At 65.5% G+C, this 17,858-nt stretch carries 17 protein-coding genes and 1 riboswitch; of the genes, 8 read left to right on the top strand and 9 right to left on the bottom strand.

Going from position 1 to position 17,858, the window contains the following annotated elements:
• Positions 1-2: 2 nt before the first annotated feature.
• Positions 3-374: a hypothetical protein gene (locus tag BTHE68_RS31215; RefSeq protein WP_162070156.1), complete on the bottom strand. Its 372-nt coding sequence runs from the start codon at positions 372-374 to the stop codon at positions 3-5.
• Positions 375-519: 145 nt separating this feature from the next.
• Between BTHE68_RS31215 and BTHE68_RS31210 the strand changes: the two genes are divergently transcribed.
• The 3 genes from BTHE68_RS31210 to BTHE68_RS31200 all read left to right on the top strand — a co-directional run bounded on the left by BTHE68_RS31210 (position 520) and on the right by BTHE68_RS31200 (position 3,804).
• On the top strand, positions 520-768 hold the full coding sequence (locus BTHE68_RS31210; RefSeq protein ID WP_162070155.1) for a hypothetical protein: 249 nt from the start codon (positions 520-522) through the stop codon (positions 766-768).
• Between the two features lie 52 nt (positions 769-820).
• Positions 821-1,144: a hypothetical protein gene (locus BTHE68_RS31205; RefSeq protein WP_162070154.1), complete on the top strand. Its 324-nt coding sequence runs from the start codon at positions 821-823 to the stop codon at positions 1,142-1,144.
• Between the two features lie 155 nt (positions 1,145-1,299).
• Positions 1,300-3,804 carry a glucose/quinate/shikimate family membrane-bound PQQ-dependent dehydrogenase gene (locus BTHE68_RS31200; protein ID WP_162070153.1) on the top strand — a complete coding sequence of 835 codons (2,505 nt, stop codon included), beginning with the start codon at positions 1,300-1,302 and terminating at the stop codon, positions 3,802-3,804.
• A gap of 10 nt (positions 3,805-3,814) precedes the next feature.
• On the opposite strand, the gene BTHE68_RS37210 is transcribed toward BTHE68_RS31200, so the two are convergent.
• Positions 3,815-3,949, bottom strand: coding sequence for a hypothetical protein (locus BTHE68_RS37210; RefSeq protein WP_286202804.1), 135 nt, complete (start codon positions 3,947-3,949; stop codon positions 3,815-3,817).
• A 184-nt stretch (positions 3,950-4,133) separates the two neighbouring features.
• On the opposite strand from BTHE68_RS37210, the gene BTHE68_RS31195 reads away from it, so the two are divergent.
• Entirely contained in the window at positions 4,134-4,607 is a 474-nt protein-coding gene (locus BTHE68_RS31195; RefSeq protein ID WP_162070152.1) for a hypothetical protein, read from the top strand.
• On the opposite strand, the gene BTHE68_RS31190 is transcribed toward BTHE68_RS31195, so the two are convergent.
• Positions 4,604-5,050 carry an ester cyclase gene (locus BTHE68_RS31190; RefSeq protein ID WP_162070151.1) on the bottom strand — a complete coding sequence of 149 codons (447 nt, stop codon included), beginning with the start codon at positions 5,048-5,050 and terminating at the stop codon, positions 4,604-4,606. The two genes, BTHE68_RS31195 and BTHE68_RS31190, sit on opposite strands and share 4 nt — an antisense overlap.
• A gap of 114 nt (positions 5,051-5,164) precedes the next feature.
• A riboswitch (yybP-ykoY riboswitch) is annotated at positions 5,165-5,335 on the top strand.
• Between the two features lie 8 nt (positions 5,336-5,343).
• On the opposite strand from BTHE68_RS31190, the gene mntP reads away from it, so the two are divergent.
• The 3 genes from mntP (at position 5,344) to BTHE68_RS31175 (ending at position 9,107) form a co-directional block, all read left to right on the top strand.
• Positions 5,344-5,913, top strand: a complete 570-nt coding sequence (mntP, locus tag BTHE68_RS31185) for a manganese efflux pump MntP (RefSeq protein ID WP_162070150.1) — start codon at positions 5,344-5,346, stop codon at positions 5,911-5,913.
• A 136-nt stretch (positions 5,914-6,049) separates the two neighbouring features.
• Positions 6,050-7,117 carry an alanine racemase gene (gene alr / locus BTHE68_RS31180; RefSeq protein ID WP_162070149.1) on the top strand — a complete coding sequence of 356 codons (1,068 nt, stop codon included), beginning with the start codon at positions 6,050-6,052 and terminating at the stop codon, positions 7,115-7,117.
• A 181-nt stretch (positions 7,118-7,298) separates the two neighbouring features.
• Positions 7,299-9,107 (top strand): L-lactate permease, encoded by a 1,809-nt coding sequence (locus BTHE68_RS31175; protein WP_162070148.1) that lies wholly within the window; start codon positions 7,299-7,301, stop codon positions 9,105-9,107.
• 7 nt (positions 9,108-9,114) lie between these two features.
• Here the strand turns inward: BTHE68_RS31175 and BTHE68_RS31170 are convergent, their stop codons facing one another.
• Together BTHE68_RS31170 and pdxR are read right to left on the bottom strand one after the other, a co-directional pair.
• On the bottom strand, positions 9,115-10,737 hold the full coding sequence (locus tag BTHE68_RS31170; protein WP_162070147.1) for a D-alanyl-D-alanine carboxypeptidase/D-alanyl-D-alanine-endopeptidase: 1,623 nt from the start codon (positions 10,735-10,737) through the stop codon (positions 9,115-9,117).
• Positions 10,738-10,813: 76 nt separating this feature from the next.
• Positions 10,814-12,262, bottom strand: coding sequence for a MocR-like pyridoxine biosynthesis transcription factor PdxR (gene pdxR, locus BTHE68_RS31165; RefSeq protein ID WP_162070146.1), 1,449 nt, complete (start codon positions 12,260-12,262; stop codon positions 10,814-10,816).
• An 87-nt stretch (positions 12,263-12,349) separates the two neighbouring features.
• Between pdxR and BTHE68_RS31160 the strand changes: the two genes are divergently transcribed.
• Positions 12,350-12,973: an FMN-binding negative transcriptional regulator gene (locus BTHE68_RS31160; RefSeq protein WP_162070145.1), complete on the top strand. Its 624-nt coding sequence runs from the start codon at positions 12,350-12,352 to the stop codon at positions 12,971-12,973.
• Between the two features lie 10 nt (positions 12,974-12,983).
• Here BTHE68_RS31160 and BTHE68_RS31155 read toward each other — a convergent pair whose 3' ends face one another.
• From BTHE68_RS31155 to BTHE68_RS31140, 4 genes are read right to left on the bottom strand one after another with little or no spacing between them, the layout of a single operon-like run.
• Positions 12,984-14,363 (bottom strand): CoA transferase, encoded by a 1,380-nt coding sequence (locus BTHE68_RS31155; RefSeq protein WP_162070144.1) that lies wholly within the window; start codon positions 14,361-14,363, stop codon positions 12,984-12,986.
• Positions 14,364-14,415: 52 nt separating this feature from the next.
• Positions 14,416-15,417, bottom strand: a complete 1,002-nt coding sequence (gene pdxA / locus BTHE68_RS31150; RefSeq protein ID WP_162070143.1) for a 4-hydroxythreonine-4-phosphate dehydrogenase PdxA — start codon at positions 15,415-15,417, stop codon at positions 14,416-14,418.
• Positions 15,414-16,697 (bottom strand): four-carbon acid sugar kinase family protein, encoded by a 1,284-nt coding sequence (locus tag BTHE68_RS31145; protein ID WP_162070142.1) that lies wholly within the window; start codon positions 16,695-16,697, stop codon positions 15,414-15,416. Before BTHE68_RS31145 ends, pdxA begins: the two co-directional genes overlap by 4 nt.
• On the bottom strand, positions 16,694-17,692 hold the full coding sequence (locus BTHE68_RS31140; RefSeq protein WP_162070141.1) for a 2-keto-3-deoxygluconate permease: 999 nt from the start codon (positions 17,690-17,692) through the stop codon (positions 16,694-16,696). Before BTHE68_RS31140 ends, BTHE68_RS31145 begins: the two co-directional genes overlap by 4 nt.
• Between the last annotated feature and the right edge of the window lie 166 nt (positions 17,693-17,858).

Here is a 17,858-nt window from a genome sequence, read left to right as displayed (position 1 = left end):
ATCTAGAGCGCGGGACACGACAGCACTTTTTGCGGCGGCAGGCTGCCCGGTCCCGTGTCCACTTTCGTGCCGCGCGGCGGCGTCAGAATGAGCCGCACGCTGGTCGTGCCTTCGTTCGCAAGCACATACAGGTCGCCGCTTCCTTCCGGCTGCCAGTACACGCGATACACTTCGCCATCCTTGTAGACATGCAGCGCGCCGTGACTCACGGCGCCGCCGCGCCAGAAATTCACGCTTTCCCCTTCGCGCAGCGCGATCATGCCGTCCTGGCCGTTGATCGCGCTTTCGAGCGTGCCGCAGACGGCATCGTCGGCATGTGCATGAGTGCAGACGGCGAACGCCGCCGCGACCAGAAAGATTGATCCGCGATTCATCGGTACAGGCTCCTCATCGAAAAAATCGGCACGCGCGTTCATCGCGCGCGCGTGCGCCCTGCCGCGCTCGCCGCAAGATATGCGCCGACTTTCCGCCGCGCGTGTGCTACTTTGAAGAGAGCAGCGTTCGATCATGGAGGCCGTGATGACAGTGATCGCACCGGACGAGAAAGCGGATTTTCTCGCGATTCTCGCGCGCCATAGGCTCGACGAAAGCGATTTTCTCGTCGCAGAAGGCGGCGCGTCCGATGTCGTGGACGATGTCTATCCGCTGCAGGGCACCGTCACCATTACGCGACGTTCCACGCTGAAGGAACGCGACTATCGCATTGGACACGGCTCCGAATGGACGGCCGCGTTCGAGAAGGATTTGAACAAGGGCGTGTTCGGCTGAACGAGCATGCCGCATGCAGGTTTTTCACGCACTTTTTGACGCGGAGCACGCGATGAAACCGACCGAATTCGAATCGTTCAAAGCGCACGTCGCGATGCTGCTGCGCGATCTTCCGCGTGGCATGACCGCCGATCTGACGGATGTGGCCGTCGCGTACTGGAACGGCACGAAAGTGGTCGGCGCCTATCTGCGCGACAACGGCCGGATCGACGAGGATTTCGATTTCGACGAGAACGCGTGGGGCAACTGGCGCGATGAATTCCTGACCTGGTTCGACGCGCCGCGCTTTTCCGAACGCGCCGATCTGAAGGCGGCGTTCGTCGCCGGCGTGATTCCCGTGAGCCTGCCAGGCGGGCTCTGGCCGCGGGCGCTTTGATCGCTGAATCGCGGGAAAGTCATTTGTAAGCACTCCTCGCACGCTTTACTCCCGCCGAACGGCACAACGATTGCTCTCTCCCACGACGCGACAGTGCCCGAACCACGACCGCCCGCGGCCGTGTTCCGCCATTCATCGTCACGGAGGGTTTCAGCATGGCTGGCAACGGAAGACTTCATCCGCTCACGTTCTTTACGGCCATCGTGTTCATCATGCTCGGCGCGCTGCTGGCGGCGGGCGGCGCGTATCTCGTGACGGTGAAAGGATCGTGGTACTACGCGATCGCGGGCGCGGCCATCGTCCTGACGGGGCTTTTGCTGCTGATCCGGCGACGCTCCGCGCTTCTGTTGTTCGCGCTCGTGCTGTTCGGATCGACGGTCTGGGCCGTCTTCGAAGTGCGCTTCGATTTCTGGCAATTGATGCCGCGCTTGTGGATCTGGGTGCTGCTCGCGCTCTGGCTGCTGATTCCATTCGTGCATCGCGGCGCGCTGTTCGGACCGCCGTCCACTGCACGCGCCGCGCGCACGCCGCTCGCGGCTGCAATCGTTCTTGCGCTGCTGCTCGGCGCCGGCACGTATTTTCACGATCCGCATGACCGGCCCGGCCGTATCGACGTGAACGTGGCCGCCGACGCGAATCAGGCCGATGCCAACGCCGCGACCGGACGCCAGCCGGGCGACTGGACCGACTATGGCGGATCGCCACTGGCGCAGCGCTACGCGCCGCTCGCACAGATCACGCCGGAGAACGCGCATCAGTTGAAAGTGGCGTGGACCTTCCGCACCGGCGACATGCCCGGCCCCGGCGATCCCACCGAAACCACCGACGAGAACACGCCAGTCAAGGTCGGCGACACGATTTTCCTGTGCACGCCGCATAGCAAGGTGATCGCGCTCGATGCGACGAGCGGTAAGGAGAAGTGGCGTTTCGATCCGCAGATTCAGAGCCCGATCGGGTTCAAGCATTGGGAACACATGACGTGCCGGGGCGTCGCTTATTACGATGCCGCCGTGCATGCGATGCCTGCCGCCGTGGCGTCGGAGGCGGTGGCCGCGTCCGCGCCTGCTCAGGCGAGCGAAGCGGTTGCGGCTTCCGAACCGCAAGCCGCTTCCGAGCCCGCCGCGCCCGTGCAGACGCCCGCGCAAACCACCGCGCTCGCCGAATGTCCGCGCCGTCTGTTCCTTCCGACTGCCGACGCCCGCCTGATCGCGCTCGATGCGGAAACCGGCAAGCCGTGCGCGAGCTTCGGCAAGAACGGCGCGATCGATCTGCGCGCGAACATCGGCCCGTTCACGCCGGGCGGCTATTACTCGACGTCGCCGCCGGCGGTGTTTCGCAATCTGGTGATCGTCGGCGGGCATGTCACCGACAACGAATCGAACAATGAGCCTTCGGGCGTGATCCGCGCGTTCGACGTGAACGACGGCCATCTCGTCTGGAACTGGGACCCGGGCAATCCGGACGCCACCGAGCCGATCGCGCCGGGCGGCACCTACGTGCGCAATTCGCCGAACATGTGGTCGATGTTCAGCGTCGATGAAAAGCGCGGCATGATTTATCTGCCGATGGGCAATCAGACGCCGGATCAATGGGGCGGCGAGCGCACGCCGCAGGCGGAAAAGTTCGCGGCGGGCCTCGTCGCGCTCGACGCCGCGACGGGCAAGCTGCGCTGGAACCGTCAGTTTACGCATCACGATCTGTGGGACATGGATGTCGGCGGGCAGCCGACGCTCGTCGATTTGCAGACGGCGCAGGGCATGCAGCCGGCGGTGATCGCATCGACGAAACAGGGCAGCATCTATGTGCTGAATCGCGAGACGGGGCAGCCGATCGTGCCGATCAACGAGGTGCCGGTGCCGCAAGGCGCGGCGAAGGGCGACCACACCGCGCCGACTCAGGCGGTCTCCGCGCTCAATTTCAATCCGCCCCGCGTGACGGAAGCGGACATGTGGGGCACGACGCCGTTTGACCAGCTCTGGTGCCGCATCAAGTTCAGGAGCCTGCGCTACGACGGACCGTTCACGCCGCCGTCCGAGCAGGGCACGCTGGTGTTCCCGGGCAACTTCGGCGTGTTCGACTGGGGCGGAATTTCCGTCGATCCGGTGCGGCAGATTCTGATCGCGAATCCGGATTGGATGGCGTTCACGTCGAAGCTGATTCCGCGCGAAAAGCTACAGGAAGGCGCTACCAGCACGAGCGAGACGAGCGGGATCAAGCAGGCGCGCGGCACGCCGTATGCCTATGAGATCAGCGCATTCCTGTCGCCGCTGGGCATTCCGTGCCAGGCGCCGCCGTGGGGCTATATGGCGGGCGTCGATCTGCGCACGAACAAGATCGCGTGGATGCACAAGAACGGTACGATCGTCGACAGCGCGCCGCTACCCATTCCGATGCCGCTCGGCGTGCCGAGTCTGGGCGGCACCATCGTGACGGCGGGCGGCGTGGCGTTTCTGACGGGCACGCTCGACCAGTACGTGCGCGCGTACGACGTGCGCGACGGCAGGAAGCTATGGGAAGCGCGGCTGCCGGCGGGCGGTCAGTCCACGCCGATGAGCTACGCCGATGCCAGCGGCAAGCAGTACTTGCTCGTGACGGCGGGCGGCCATGGCTCGCTCGGCACGAAAGCAGGCGATTACGTGATCGCCTATACGCTGCAATGAGGCTTCGAGGTTACGTGCGACGATACGCTTCGGCCATCAGCGCGCTGACCTTGGCGCGCGTCTTGAAGGCGTCGCGAGCGGCGTTGCGCAGCTTGGTGGCGATAAAGGAAACGAGTGCGATCGGGGTGGCGGCGATGATTCCCATGGTGTGTTCCGTACTAGGGGTAACTAACTAGGTAATAACCCTAGGTTAGCACAGTTGACGCGCTGCAACAATTTACTTTTCGGAAATCGCTAGGCAGCGCGCGCGAAACGACGAACCGCCTAGTCCGCGGGAAACGGGATGCGTTATATTCATGAGTATATAGCGAACCGATTTTCCCGGCACCATGCTTACACCATCCATCGACATCTCCGAGAGCGGCTACGGCGCGACCATCACCACCCTGAAGGCGGCGCACGATCACGAGCGCGCCGAGTCGTTGCGCGATCTCGTGGACGCGCATCGGCGGCTGCAGGGTAGCGTGCTGCGCTTTCTTTCGTTATTCGACGACGCCCGAACGCGCTCCACGCGCAACGAGCCGCGTGCGTTCGAAGCGCTCGTCGGCCTGCTGGAGAAAAAGGCGCGTGCGGCGGGATTTGCGCGCATGCGGGAATTGAGCGCGGCCGTGCAGGCGGCGCGCGTGGCGGCGCGTCAGCGCGAATTGCTGTTCTTCGATTCCTTCGGCACCGATGCGCCCGCCTTGCGTGAGGCGGCGCGCGAACTGGAGCGGCTCGACGCGACGCTCGTCGGACTGTGCGTGGAGCATGTCCTGCGCGTGAATGCTCCGATGCGCGCGCGGCCCGGCATGCGCCGCGCCTAGACCGGCGGATTCATCTTCGGCGGGACGGCGTCGAGCTGCCGGAACACGCTCAGCCAGTCTTCGAGATGCCAGGTTTTGGACACCCGGCCGTCGCGTATTTCATGAAACGAGTGGATCGCGAAGCGAATCGGCTTCTTCGTCGCGGCGATACCCATCAACGGGCCCGATTGCGTGCCGCTCACTTCCGCGCGGACGCCGACGCGATCGTCCTGCGTCAGCATGTCGAGAATCTCGATACGCATGTCGGGCAGCGCGGTTGCGAGGTCTTCGAAGATCGGGATCATCTGATCGGGTCCGTGCGACTGTCCGGGCGGCTCGGGAAGGTATTGCCAGTCGGGCGTGACGGCTTGCCGCAGGAGCGCGACGTCCTTGGTGGAAAACGCGCGGTAGAGACGCTCGACCGCTTCGCGCGCGGCCGATTGAGTCAGGTGGGCGGGCTGCATGGTGCCTCCTACACGGTGCGGTCTGCATGAGGTGGGAACGGCGACATAGCGCACTCACTGTACCCCAAGCAGTCGCGCAAACGCAGGAACGGTCGCCAGGCCGTGTTAATCTCTCACTTCTTCGCTGGGGAGTAGCCGGCTTTTCCGCCCGGAAAAGCGCCCATGTCAACACGCTCGGTCGTTCGGACCGTGGCATGGGCAGCCATCACAGGTTGGCAAGACCATCGACGGAATGCGCGACCGGTCGGGCGCGCGTTCTGTCGTTCCGTCTTGCCCGACCAGAGCGCTACCCGATGAATCTCGCTTCCACCATTTTTCTGGCCTTCGCCATGTCCACCGATGCCTTCGCCGCCGCTGTCGGCAAGGGCGCGACGCTGCACAAACCCCGCATCACGGAAGCGCTGAAGACCGGCGTGATCTTCGGCGTGATCGAAGCGCTGACGCCGCTCGTCGGCTGGGCGCTCGGCAGGGCGGCCGCGCAGTACGTGACGGCCTGGGATCACTGGATCGCGTTCGGCCTGCTGGGTCTGCTCGGCGCGCGCATGATCCGCGAAGGCTTCGGCAGCGTGGACCACGAAGAGGAAAAGCCCAACTCGCATTCGTTCTGGGTGCTCGCGCTCACCGGCTTCGCGACCAGCATCGATGCGATGGCGGTCGGCGCGGGCCTCGCGTTCATCGATGTCGATATCTTCTCGACCGCCGCCACGATCGGCTTCGCGACCATGCTGATGGTGACGATCGGCGTGATGGTCGGGCGGCTGGTCGGCGCGACCATCGGCAAGCGGGCGGAGATCGTCGGCGGGCTGATCCTGATCGGCGTCGGCAGCGTCATCCTCGCGGAGCATCTGGGCTATCTGAGCTGAGCCTGCGCGCGCGCCGGAAGGCCGTGGAGTGCTCAGGCGAATCGACTAAAAATCGGCATAAATAAAATAACAACAACTGCCTTCTGGTCGATACGATTCATCATTCCACTGCCTTCAACCCTGAATCCAGCACGTCATGCCACGTCCGATTTCCGCGCGCATTCATCTCGACGCCATTCGTCAGAATCTTCAGCTCGTCAAACGCACGGCGCCGTCCTCGCGCGTCTGGTCCGTGATCAAGGCGAATGCGTACGGTCACGGCATCGAGCGCATCTATCCGGCGCTCGCCGACGCGGACGGCATCGCGCTGCTCGATCTCGACGAAGCCGTGCGCGTGCGCGAACTCGGCTGGACGAAGCCGATCCTATTGCTCGAGGGCATTTTCGAGCCTGCGGACGTGGAGACGGCGGACCGTCATCGCCTCACCGTCACGGTTCATTGTGACGACCAGCTCGCATTGCTTAAGGCGGCGCGGCCGCGCGAGCGCATCGACATTCAACTGAAGATGAACTCGGGCATGAACCGGCTCGGTTATCGGCCTGGCGCGTTCGAAGGCGCGTACAGGCGCGCGTCGGACATCGAGGCGATCGGCTCGATCGGCCTGATGAGCCACTTCGCCAACGCGGACGATGGCGCAATCGACTGGCAGATCGACGAATTCGACGCCGCCACGCGCAATCTGCCCGGCACGCGCTCGCTGTCGAATTCGGCGGCGGTGCTGTGGCATCCGCGCGCGCACCGCGACTGGGTGCGGCCCGGCACGATCCTCTACGGCGCGTCGCCGACGGGCTGCGCGCGGCATCTCGAAGGCATCCCGCTGCGCGCCGGGATGACGCTCGAAAGTCGCATCATCGGCGTGCAGACGCTCGACGCGGGCGAGACCATCGGCTATGGCCGCACCTTCACGGCGGATCGCGCGATGAGGATCGGCGTGGTTGCATGCGGCTACGCGGACGGCTATCCGCGCCATGCGCCGACCGGCACGCCGGTGAGGGTGGATGGCGCGCGCACGCGTATCGTCGGGCGCGTGTCGATGGACATGCTCACTGTCGATCTCACGCCGTGTCCTGCGGCGGGCATCGGTTCGGCCGTAGAGCTGTGGGGCGAGCACGTCAGGGTCGATGAAGTTGCCGAGCCGTCCGGCACCATCGGCTACGAGCTGATGTGCGCGCTCGCGCGCCGCGTGCCGGTGACGATCGCCTGACCTTTCATCAGGCCGCCGCAAAACTTGCATTCGACCCTTCCCCCCGCTATACCTCAAAGGATCGGTAGTAAATCTGTAAGGAACGCGTTTTTGTTGCCCGGGTGCTCGCACGTCCCGGCGGCGTGAAGTCTCGTCCGGACTGCGGGCAAAGTTCGAATCCTAGGATCAAAAAGGAAACGACATGTACCAGCAGACCTACAACCCGTTGGGCAACGCATTCCTTTCGACGATCGTCGCGGCAATCCCCATTCTGACGCTGCTCTATTTCATCGCGCTGCATCGCCATCGCGATTCGCAGGGCAACGTGCATCTCGGTATTTCGGCGCCTTATGCGGCGTTGTTCGGCGTGATCGCCGCGTTCATCGTGTCATGTCTCGTGTTCCGGATGCCGGTCGCCTCGGCGGTGTCGGCGTTCGCGCTCGGCTCGCTGTCGGGCTTTCTCGGCATCATCTGGATCGTGCTGGCCGCGATGTTCCTTTACACGATGAGCGTCGTCACCGGCAAGTTCGAGATCGTCAAGGAATCGATCGTCCACATCTCGTTCGATCGCCGGCTGCAATGCGTGCTGATCGCGTTTTCATTCGGCGCGATCATCGAAGGCACGTCGGGATTCGGCACGCCCGTGGCGATCGCCGGCGCGGTGATGGTCGGGCTCGGCTTCAGGCCGTTCCAGTCCGCCGTGCTCAACCTGCTCGCGAATACGGCGCCCGTTGCGTGGGGCGCGATCGGCACGCCGATCGTCACGCTCGCCGCCGTGAGCGAGCTCGACCAGCTCACGCTCTCCGCGATGGCCGGCCACCAGTTGCCGTTCGTATCGCTGCTCGTGCCGTTCTGGCTCGTCGCGACCTTCGTGAAAATGGAGGGCGGCTCGTGGAAGGAAGTCTTCGAAGTCTGGCCGGCGATGCTGTGCGCAGGCGCATCGTTCGCGCTGATGCAGTTCTATGCGTCCGGAAGTCACGCGCTCCACCTGATGACCGACGTGGTGTCGGGCGTGTTCTCAGTGATCTGCACGGCGCTGTTCCTGCGTTTCGTCTGGCATCCGAAGACGCGCTTTCTGCTCAGGTCCGAGCGTGAGGCGCTCGCCCGGCAGGGCAAGAGCACGGCCACGGTCGCGACCGACAAGTCGGAGTGGAAGTACAAATATTCTGTCGGCGAAACCGTATATGCGTGGATGCCGTGGGTGATTCTGATCGCGTGTTGCGCACTGTGGGGCGTGCCCGAATTCAAGAAATTCCTCAACAACGTGTTCGCCGGCGTCACCTTCTCGACGACGCTCCTCGGCTCGCCGTTCAAAGGCACGCTGTCCTTGCCCGTCTGGGATATGCCCGCGCTGCACAACCTCGTGCACCGGATGCCGCCAGTCGCGCCCGTCAACGCCAAAGCGGAAGCGGCCCGCTTCACGATCAACTGGCTGTCGGCGGCGGGCACCGGCGTGTTCGTAGCGGCGATGCTGTCGGGCATCGTGCTGCGTCTGTCCGCCGTGCAATGGAAGGACGCTTTCATGCAGACCATGCGCCGCATGAAGATTCCCGTGCTGGTGATCGCACAGGTGCTGGGCCTCGGCTTTCTCACGCGCTACTCGGGCACCGACGCCGTGCTCGGACTCGCCTTCACGGGCGCGGGCGTGTTTTATCCGTTCTTCGCGGCGTTTCTGGGTTGGCTCGGCGTGTTTCTGACGGGTTCGGATACGGCGTCGAACGCGCTCTTCGGCAGCCTGCAGCGCATCACCGCGCAACAGCTCAACCTCAATCCGATCCTGATCGTCGCGACCAACTCGACGGGCGGCGTGATGGGCAAGATGATCGATGCGCAATCGATCATGGTGGCGTGCGCCGCGTGCTACGACGATCCGAAGGAGCGCGCCTTCGCGCTCGGGCCGATCTTCCGGACCGTGTTCTTCCATTCGATCGCGGGGGCGGCGGTGATCGGCGTGATCGCGATGCTGCAGGCTTATGTGTTCCCGTGGATGATTCCGGTGCCGCCGCAGTGACGCCGGTTCAATAACGCGCGTAGACGATGCCAAGTATCTTCGCTTCATCGTCGAAGACTTCGAGCGTGTCGGTGAGCGCCTGCACCGGCCCCGCGTTGTTGACGAACAGCGCATACGCGAGCCGGCGGCCGCTCTTCGCGTCCATGTAGCCCGCCATGTTCATCGCAACCATCTGACCGTTGGTCACGGTCGCGCCGCTCTTTACGCGGATATGCTCCTTGCCGACCACATCCCTGCCGATCGCCGCGAGCGAGCCGTCGACGCCGAGAATCGACAGCGCGTCGCGATACACCGGATAGATCGGCAGGCGGCTCATCACAGTCAGCAGGTTCGCAGTCGTGCGCGCGCTCGCGCGGCTGTCGGGCGAACCGCTGCCGTTGGTCGGAAAGTCGAAGCCCGCGCCGTCGATGCCGAGCGTGCTCGTCAGATACTGCCGCTCCGCGACGAGCGCGGCGTCGACGGTATGCGCGCCTTGCGTCAGACCGTGGTACATCAGGCTCAGATTCGCGCCGGTGTTGAGGCTCACCTTGAGTATCAGCTTGGCGATTTCCGAGTAGGGCAGGGACGTGAAGTTCGCGACCTGCGTCGCGCCCGAATAGATTTGCGCCGATGGCAGCCTGCTTCTGTCATTGGGCTGAACGGCGGCCGCCGACACGGTCACGCCCGCGCGCGCCAGTGCATCGATGAAGGCGGTGCGCGCGAACGAAGGCGGATCTTCGACACGCAGATTGCTGACGTACAACGCGTTGCCCACGAGTGGCGACGTATAGCCGAGCGGAATCGTCGCGGGCGTGGAGAGACTCGCCGCGCCCGAGATCGTGCCGTGACAGCCCGGCGCGGCAAGACAACTGAGCGGGCCTTCGTCGAGCGCATCGCCCGAGGTGACGATGTCCGCCTCGCTGTTCGCCGCCGTCGTGAGCGTCGTGCCCTGCATGGTCATCGCGCTGGTGCGCGGACGCCAGTCGAGCTGTCCGGGCTGGCCGGTGCCCGTGGGCGCGAGCGTCACGTCGATCACGTTCTCGTTGATGAGAATCGGTGAGATGAGCACGTTGCCGTTGGGCACGCGAAACGCATCGAAGAGCCTGTCGTCGACGATGACATCGCCGCTCACCGACGTGATGCCCGCCGCCCTGACCTGCTGCGCCAGCTGGTTCACGGCGGTGAGCGGATCTTCCGGCGTCAGGATCGCGCCGTCGAAGGCGCGCGCCTCGTTGTGATCGAAGTCGGTGAAGTCGATGGTGCCGTCGGGCTTCTGGCGACCGCCGAAGGTCAGATCGCCGGACGCCTTCAGGATCAGATCGCCCGTGAGCTTGCCCGATGCATCGAGCGTGCCGTTGCGATACACCGGCGTCTCGAAGCGATGATCCGCACCGATGGTGTTGAGCGCGCTTCCGACCGAATAGAGCTTGCGCACGGAGCCGGTGAACGAGAGCGCGTCCGGTCGCAGTGCGACGAGCGTTTCGCCCGTGGTCGCGTCCATCACGACCATCGACCATTGGGAATTCGCGCTGGTGTAGCGCGGCTTTTTCATCACCTGATCGATGGGATCATCCGACGATCCGCCGCCGCAGCTCGCGGCGAGAAGGCTGGAGGCGATCAACAACGGGACAGCCAGGATTCTCGCGCGCATGTTCTTGTTCCCATCGTCTTGTTTTCGTTGAACAACGACATTCAGAATAGACGCGTGCGATGGGAATACAAAGCGCTCAAGCGCTCAGACGCGCGATCACGCCAGCAAGCGTCTGTATGCCGGTACGAATCCGTTCGACCGGCACGCTGGCATAGCCCAGAATCAGCCCGGCCGGACGCGCGACGCCTGGCTGCGCGATATACAGCGGTGATACCGGATAGACGCCCACGCCCTGCGCATTCGCGGCGGTCACGAGCGCGGTTTCGTCGTTCGAATCGAGCATCGGCAGCCATAGCGTGACATGCAATCCGGCCGCCGTTCCGGTCACTTCCGCGCTCGCCGGCAGAAGCTCCGCGATGGCATCGAGCAAGGCCGCGCGACGCCGTTCGTATTCCCGCCGCACGCGCCGCACATGGCGTTCGTAAGCGCCGCTCTCGATCAGCGAGGCGAGCACGCGCTGATCGAGAATCGCCGAATGACGGTCGCTCAGTCTCTTGGCCTGACGGAATACCGGCACGAGATCGTGCGGCAGAATCATGTAGCCCAACCGAAGGTGCGGCGAGAGCGCCTTGGAAAACGTGCCGATATAGATCACGCGGCCATTCGAATCGATGGACTGCAACGCGTCGATCGGGCGCTGGCCGTAGCGGAACTCGCCGTCGTAGTCGTCCTCGATGATCCACGCGTCGTGCCGCTCTGCCCATTCGAGCAGTTCGAGCCGCCGCCCGATGGGCAGCACGCCGCCCAGCGGAAACTGATGCGACGGCGTCACATACGCGAGCCGCGCGCGGCCATCGGCGGGAAGGCGGCGCGTGTCGAGACCGTGTTCGTCGACGGGCACGCCGAGCGGCATCCCGCCCGCCGCCTCGAAGGCGTGGCGCGCGATCAGATAGCCGGGGTCCTCGAAAGCGAAGGCATCGCCGGGATCGAGCAAGACGCGCGCGCACAGATCGAGCGCCTGCTGCGTGCCGTTCACCACGACGATCTGCTCGCTGTCGCAGACAAGGCCGCGCGCCCGGCCCAGATAAGCGAGCAACGCGCGCCGCAGCGAGGCGTCGCCTTCCGGCGCGGCGTAATACAGGTGGTCCGGCTGATGCAGCAGTTCGGCCTGATACGCGCGCTTCCAGATCAACGACGGAAAGTCGCGCGCCGACACCGCGCCGTACAGAAAGTCGATGCCGTTGCGCTTCGGTTGAGGCAGAGCAGGCATCGGCAGATTCGCGACGCGCCGGCCGTAGCCGGACAGCGCGGGCGCGCGGCGCGCCGCGCGCGCGGGACTGGGCGTGGCGGGTGTCATTGGCGGCGTGGCGACGCGCGCGACACGGCCCGCCGCCGTGACGAGAAAACCCTCGGCCGCGAGCTGCTCGTAGGCCGCCGTGACCGTCGTGCGCGACACGCCGAGGTCCGCCGCCAGCGCGCGCGTCGACGGCATCGGCGCGCCGGTCGGCAGCGTGCCGTCGGCGATCTGCGCGCGCAGCAGGTCGTAGATGCGGCGGCCCGTACCGGGGACGTGTGACTGGACCATGAAAATCGATCGAAACTGGACCTTCTCATTGTGCCTGTTTCGCGCAATATTGACGGACCTCAGTCGCCTCTTGCCGAGACATCCACGATGTATATCCCGCCGCACTTCGCCGAGACTCGCCCTGAAGAACTACAACGGATCATCAGCACGCACGCGTTGGGCGTCCTCGTGACCCACGGCGACGCCGGTCTGGACGCCAATCACATTCCGTTCGAATTCGATCCGGCGCAAGGCACGCACGGCCTGCTCACGGCGCACGTGGCGCGCGCGAACGACGTATGGCAGCGCTGCCCGACCGGTACTCCCGTCATGGTGATCTTTCGCGGAGCCGAAGGTTATATCTCGCCGAACTGGTATCCGAGCAAGCACGAAGCGCATCGGCAGGTGCCGACGTGGAACTACGAAGTGGTGCACGCCCACGGCGTGCTCACCGTGCGCGACGATGAGCAGTTCGTGCGTGGACTGGTCGCGCGCCTGACGCGGCGGCACGAGGCGAACGAGCCGCGTCCGTGGAAGATGGGCGACTCCGAGCGCGAGTTCATCGATGGCATGTTGCGCAATATCGTCGGCATCGAGATCGCGGTGACTTCGCTGGTGGGTAAATCGAAGCTGAGCCAGAACAAGGAGGCGCGAGATCGCCTCAATGCCGCCGATACGCTGAAATCGCGCGGAAATCAGGAACTGGGCGAAGCGATGTCGCGCGCGGAGTAGCGGCCGTCCATCACCACCGCGCCGCCGAGGTTCCCGGCGGCGCCGCATCCCGCGCATAACCCGCCGGCGTCCGGGCGAACTGCGCACTCGGCCGCACCGCCATCAACTCTCCGAAGCCCGATTCATAACGCTCGACGTAAGGCGCGAAATCCGGCTTCGCGGTCTTCAACCCGCCGTCGACGCGTCCCAGTCCGCGCAACCAATGCCCCGTCTGCGCGAGCGAAACCTGCACGTGCCAGCTTCCGCCTTCGCGCTGCTGCTTCCAGAGCGCCGCCGCCGCGCCGAAGGCCATCAGGAAACCGCTCGCCATATCGAGCATTTGCATCGGCAGCGGGCGGGGCTTGCCGTCGCCTGCCGCTTCGCCTTCGGCTGCGTTGAAGCCCATCGCGGTCTGCACGAGCGAATCGAAACCGCGCCGCTCGGCCCACGGTCCTTCGGTGCCATACGCGCTCAGCGACGTATAGACGATGCCCGGCCTGCGCGCCGCCAGCGCCTGCGGCCCGAATCCCAGCGAAGCAATCCCGCCCGGCCGATACCCCTGCGCGAACACATGCGCCTCGTCGATCAACTGCCAGAGCGCGTCGCGATCGTTCGCCGTGCGCAGATCGAGCAGCGCCGAGCGCTTGCCCCGGCTGGTATCCGCAATCGCGGGGATATTCGGCAGATGCGGCCCGTTCACGAGCATGACATCCGCGCCGAACGCGGCGAGCGCCCGCCCGCCGACCGGCCCGGCGAGAATGCGCGTGAAATCGAGCACGCGCAGCCCGTCGAGCGGGCGCGCCTGAGGAGACAGCGCAGGCAACGCGAGCGGCGGCGCATCGCCGATGCGCGTGAGGGTCATCAACGGCTGCGCGGCGACGGCCCGCGCCTGCGGCGTCGCGTCCCATTGTTCGAAGGTGCGCAACATCGTGACGACGAGACCGCGTTCCGCCGCCGCGTTCTCGAACTCGGCGCCGCGCCACGCGAGCAACGCGCGCTCGGCATCCTCGCGCGTGGCCGTGCGCGGATCGAGCCCGAGCAGACGCAGCGCGCCGTCCTGATGATGTTCGAAGTTCGCGTGAATCCGCACGTAGCCATCGGCGCAGCGATAGAGGCCGGAAAAGCGTCCCCACGTTTCCGGCTCCTTGCCGTCGACCGTGAACGCGCCGGTGCATTCGACGGCGGCATGCGTCATGTCGACCGCCACGCGCTGCCGCTCGACGCCACGCGCCGCGCCAAGCTCGCACGCGGCGAGCGCCGCCGCGCCGACGGTCGCCTGCGCCGCCGTGCCGACGGCGAAGGTCGTGGGAAAAACGGGATCGCGACCAGAAAGGTCGATGAAGGAAAGCGCATCGTCGGGCAAGCCGGCGATGCGCCATAGGTCATGCAGCGTATCGAGCGGAGATGTCATGATCGGTCGGCGCGCGCGCTTCGTGTGGAGCGCCCATTATCGCGCCGCGCGCTCAATGCCGCCGCGTCGCCAGCTCCGCGCCCTGCCGCAGCGCTTCGAGCATGCTGCCTTCGTCGGCGATGCCCTTGCCCGCGATATCGAACGCCGTGCCGTGATCGACCGACGTGCGGATCACGTCGAGCCCGACCGTCACGTTCACGCCCGCTTCGAGGCCGAGCACCTTCACGGGACCATGTCCCTGATCGTGATACATCGCGACGACGAGATCGAAGTCGCCCCGTCCCGCGCGATAGAACAGCGTATCGGCGGGCAGCGGGCCGGTCACGTTGAGCCCGCGTTCCTGCAGCAACTGTACGGCGGGGATGATCTTTTCCTCTTCCTCGCCATAACCGAACAGCCCGTTTTCGCCCGCGTGCGGATTGATCCCGCACACGCCGATACGCGGCTTCGCGATGCCCGCCTTCACGAGCGTCGCGTTGCCGCGTTCGATCGTGCGCTGCACGAGACCCGGCTCGATCTTGCGGATCGCATCGATGATGCCGATGTGCGTCGTCACGTGAATCACGCGCAGTTGCGGCGCGACGAGCATCATCGACACTTCGTCCACGCCCGTCAGATGCGCGAGCATTTCGGTGTGGCCGGGAAACTTGTGGCCGCCCGCGTGCAGCGCTTCCTTGTTGAGCGGCGCGGTGCAGATCGCATCGATCTGACCGGCCTGCGCGAGCTCGACCGCGCGCGCGATGTACTGATAAGCCGCATCGCCCGCGATAGCGGAAAGCTCGCCGAAGGGCAGATCGTCGGGAATCAGGCCGAGGTCGATGCAGTCGATCACGCCCGGCTCATAACGCGCCTCGCTCGCATCCTTGACGGGGCGCACGCGCGCCTTGCCGCCGACGAGTTCGTTCGCGCGCTCGAGACGGCGCGCATCGCCGATCACGAGCGGGCGGCATTGCTGGTAGACCGCATCGTGCGCGAGGCTCTTGACGACGACTTCGGGGCCTACGCCGCTCGCGTCGCCCATCGTGATGCCGATTACGGGGAGAGTGTTGCTCATGATGTTTCGCCTGTGATGTTCATGTCCTGACGCGCGCGGGGAAATTCCGCGCCGCGCAGATGCAGGTAAGCCCCGAGCAGCGCGTGTTCGCTGCCGAACGCGCCTGCCTTGGTGACGATCGAAGGGCCCATGCCGTTCGATGGCCGGCCGAGCGCGACGCCCGCTTCGATTTCGCGCACGAGTTCGAGGCTGCCGACGTTCGCCGCCGCGAGCATCGCGCGCGCGGTTTCGCCGCCCGTCGCGATGAGCCCGCCGAGCCGGTCGAAGTGCGGCGCGACGAGCGCCGCGAGCGCGTTCGACAGCCGCGCGCCTTCGGCGGGATCGAAGGCCTCGTCGCGGCCGATACGCACGATCGCGTCTTCCTTGCCGCGCACGCTCGCGTCGATGCGTTCATGCCACGCCTGCCAGTGCGGATGACGCGCGCCGTCGCGCAATACGGCGGGCGGCACGATCATTTCGCCGATGCCCGTTTCGGCGCGCAGCAGCGCGCATTGACGCTCGGAGATGGCGGAGAGGCTGCCGACGAGCGCGAGGATCGGGCCTTGCGCCGGCTCGATCGAACGCGTTGCGCGTGCGGCGGCGCTCGCGTCGAAGAGATCGGGCAGGGCGGCCAGTTCGCGCGCGAGTCCGCCCGAGCCGACCCAGAAAAACTGTTCGTCGATGGATGCCGTGACGCGCGCGAGCAACGCGAGGTCGTCGCTGGTTTCTGCATCGACGATGATCGCGTCGACGCCATGCGCGCTCGCCGCCGCCGACGCGACCATCGCGGCGATGTCCTGCGGCGCGGCGCGCAGCGCATCGAGCGAAACATGCGCGACGCGCAGGCCGACCATGTCGAGCATCGCGCGCAAATCCGCGTTCTGCCCGGCGTGTTCGAGTTGCCACGTCTCGGTATCTTCGAGCGGCACGCCGCGCACGATCACGCGGCCGTCGCGCACGGTGCGGCCCGTCGCGGGAAACGCCGGCGTGACGATCGCGGGTCCCGCGAGCTTCGTCAGCGCCGCGACTTCGGCGCTCCAGTTGCCGCGCAAGGTCGAATCGATCTTCTTGTAGAGACGCCGGCCCGGCGCACGCAAGGCCTGCCACGCGCTCGCCGTGCGCTTGGCGGCGTCGGCGGGCGAGAGGCGGCGCGTGTCGGTGTCGGCGGCGATCACCGTCGCATTCGCATTCGATGCATTCGAATCGAGCGATACGACGGTCCTGAGGCCCGCCGCCGCGAACGCGATCGCGCAGTCGGCCGCGCCCGACAGATCGTCGGCGACGATCAGCAGACTCTTCATTGCGTGGCCTCGCGTGTTCTGGACGAGGCGCGTGCTGCTTCACGTGCGTTCACCCGTTTTGCGATCGACGCTGTCAGGATCGGCGAGACGATCGCCGTCACGACCACGCAGGCCGCGACCAGCAATGTCGCCGATTTCGCCGCTTCGGTGTAGACCGGATTGGCCGCCGCGATCAGCGCCGGGACCGCCGCTGCGTTGCCCGCGGTGTTCGCCGCCGCCGCGCCCGCGACGCCCGTGCCGCCCGTCAGACGATCCGCGAAGTAGAGCGGAATGCCCGTCACGATCACGACCGCGAAACCCAGCCCGATGCCGAGCAAACCGGCTTGCCAGACCTTGTGCAGATCGAGGCTCGCGCCGAGCGCCAGCGCGAAGAACGGAATCATCACCGGCACGGCGCGGCCGAGAAAGTCTCGCATCTCGCGATCCAGATTGCCGAGCAGCATGCCGACAGCGAGCGGCAAAATGCTGCCGACGAGCGTGGGCCACGGAAACGCGGAGAGGCCCGCGACGCCGAGCGTGACCATCGTCAGGAACGGGCCGGATTCGAGCGACATGATCGTGTACGCGCCCACGTCTTCCGAGCGTCCGTACTGGCCCATCAGCGCCATGTACAGGCCGCCGTTGGTGTCGTTCATTGCGGCCACGACGGCGAGCGTCGAAATGCCGGCGAACAGTCCCGAGGAGATCGGCTGCTCGCCGAGAAAGTGCCCGAGCACGACGCCCGCGATGATCGCCGTGCCGACTTTCGTCGCGAACAGCGCGCCGCCTTTTCTGATGAGATACGGCGTCGCCTTCACGTCGATGCTCGCGCCCATGCACACGTAGAACACCGCCAGAATCGGCAGCGCGCCGGTGAAGAGTGCGTTGGTGAACGAGCCGAAGAACTTCGGCATGCCGGGCATGAACGTCGCGATCAGCGAGCCGATCAGCAGCGGGACGATCATCATCCCGCCGGGGACGCGCTCGACGGCGCGCTTGATGTGGATCTGAGCCATGCGAGTCTCCAGAGTGGTTTCTGTCCGATTCGATCATAAATTGATTGAATCGATCAAACCGAAGTGTAGTCTTCCGTCGTGCTTTGCGCAAATCGCGCGGTATACGTGTTTACTCTGATCGATGTCGATCATTTTGCCTGTTCGAATGATCGAAACGATCAATTGT

It is taken from the genome of Burkholderia sp. THE68, assembly GCF_009938265.1.
Lineage (GTDB): Bacteria > Pseudomonadota > Gammaproteobacteria > Burkholderiales > Burkholderiaceae > Caballeronia.
The sequence above is the reverse complement of the archived record's forward strand: the minus strand, read 5'-3'. Positions and strand labels throughout refer to the sequence as shown.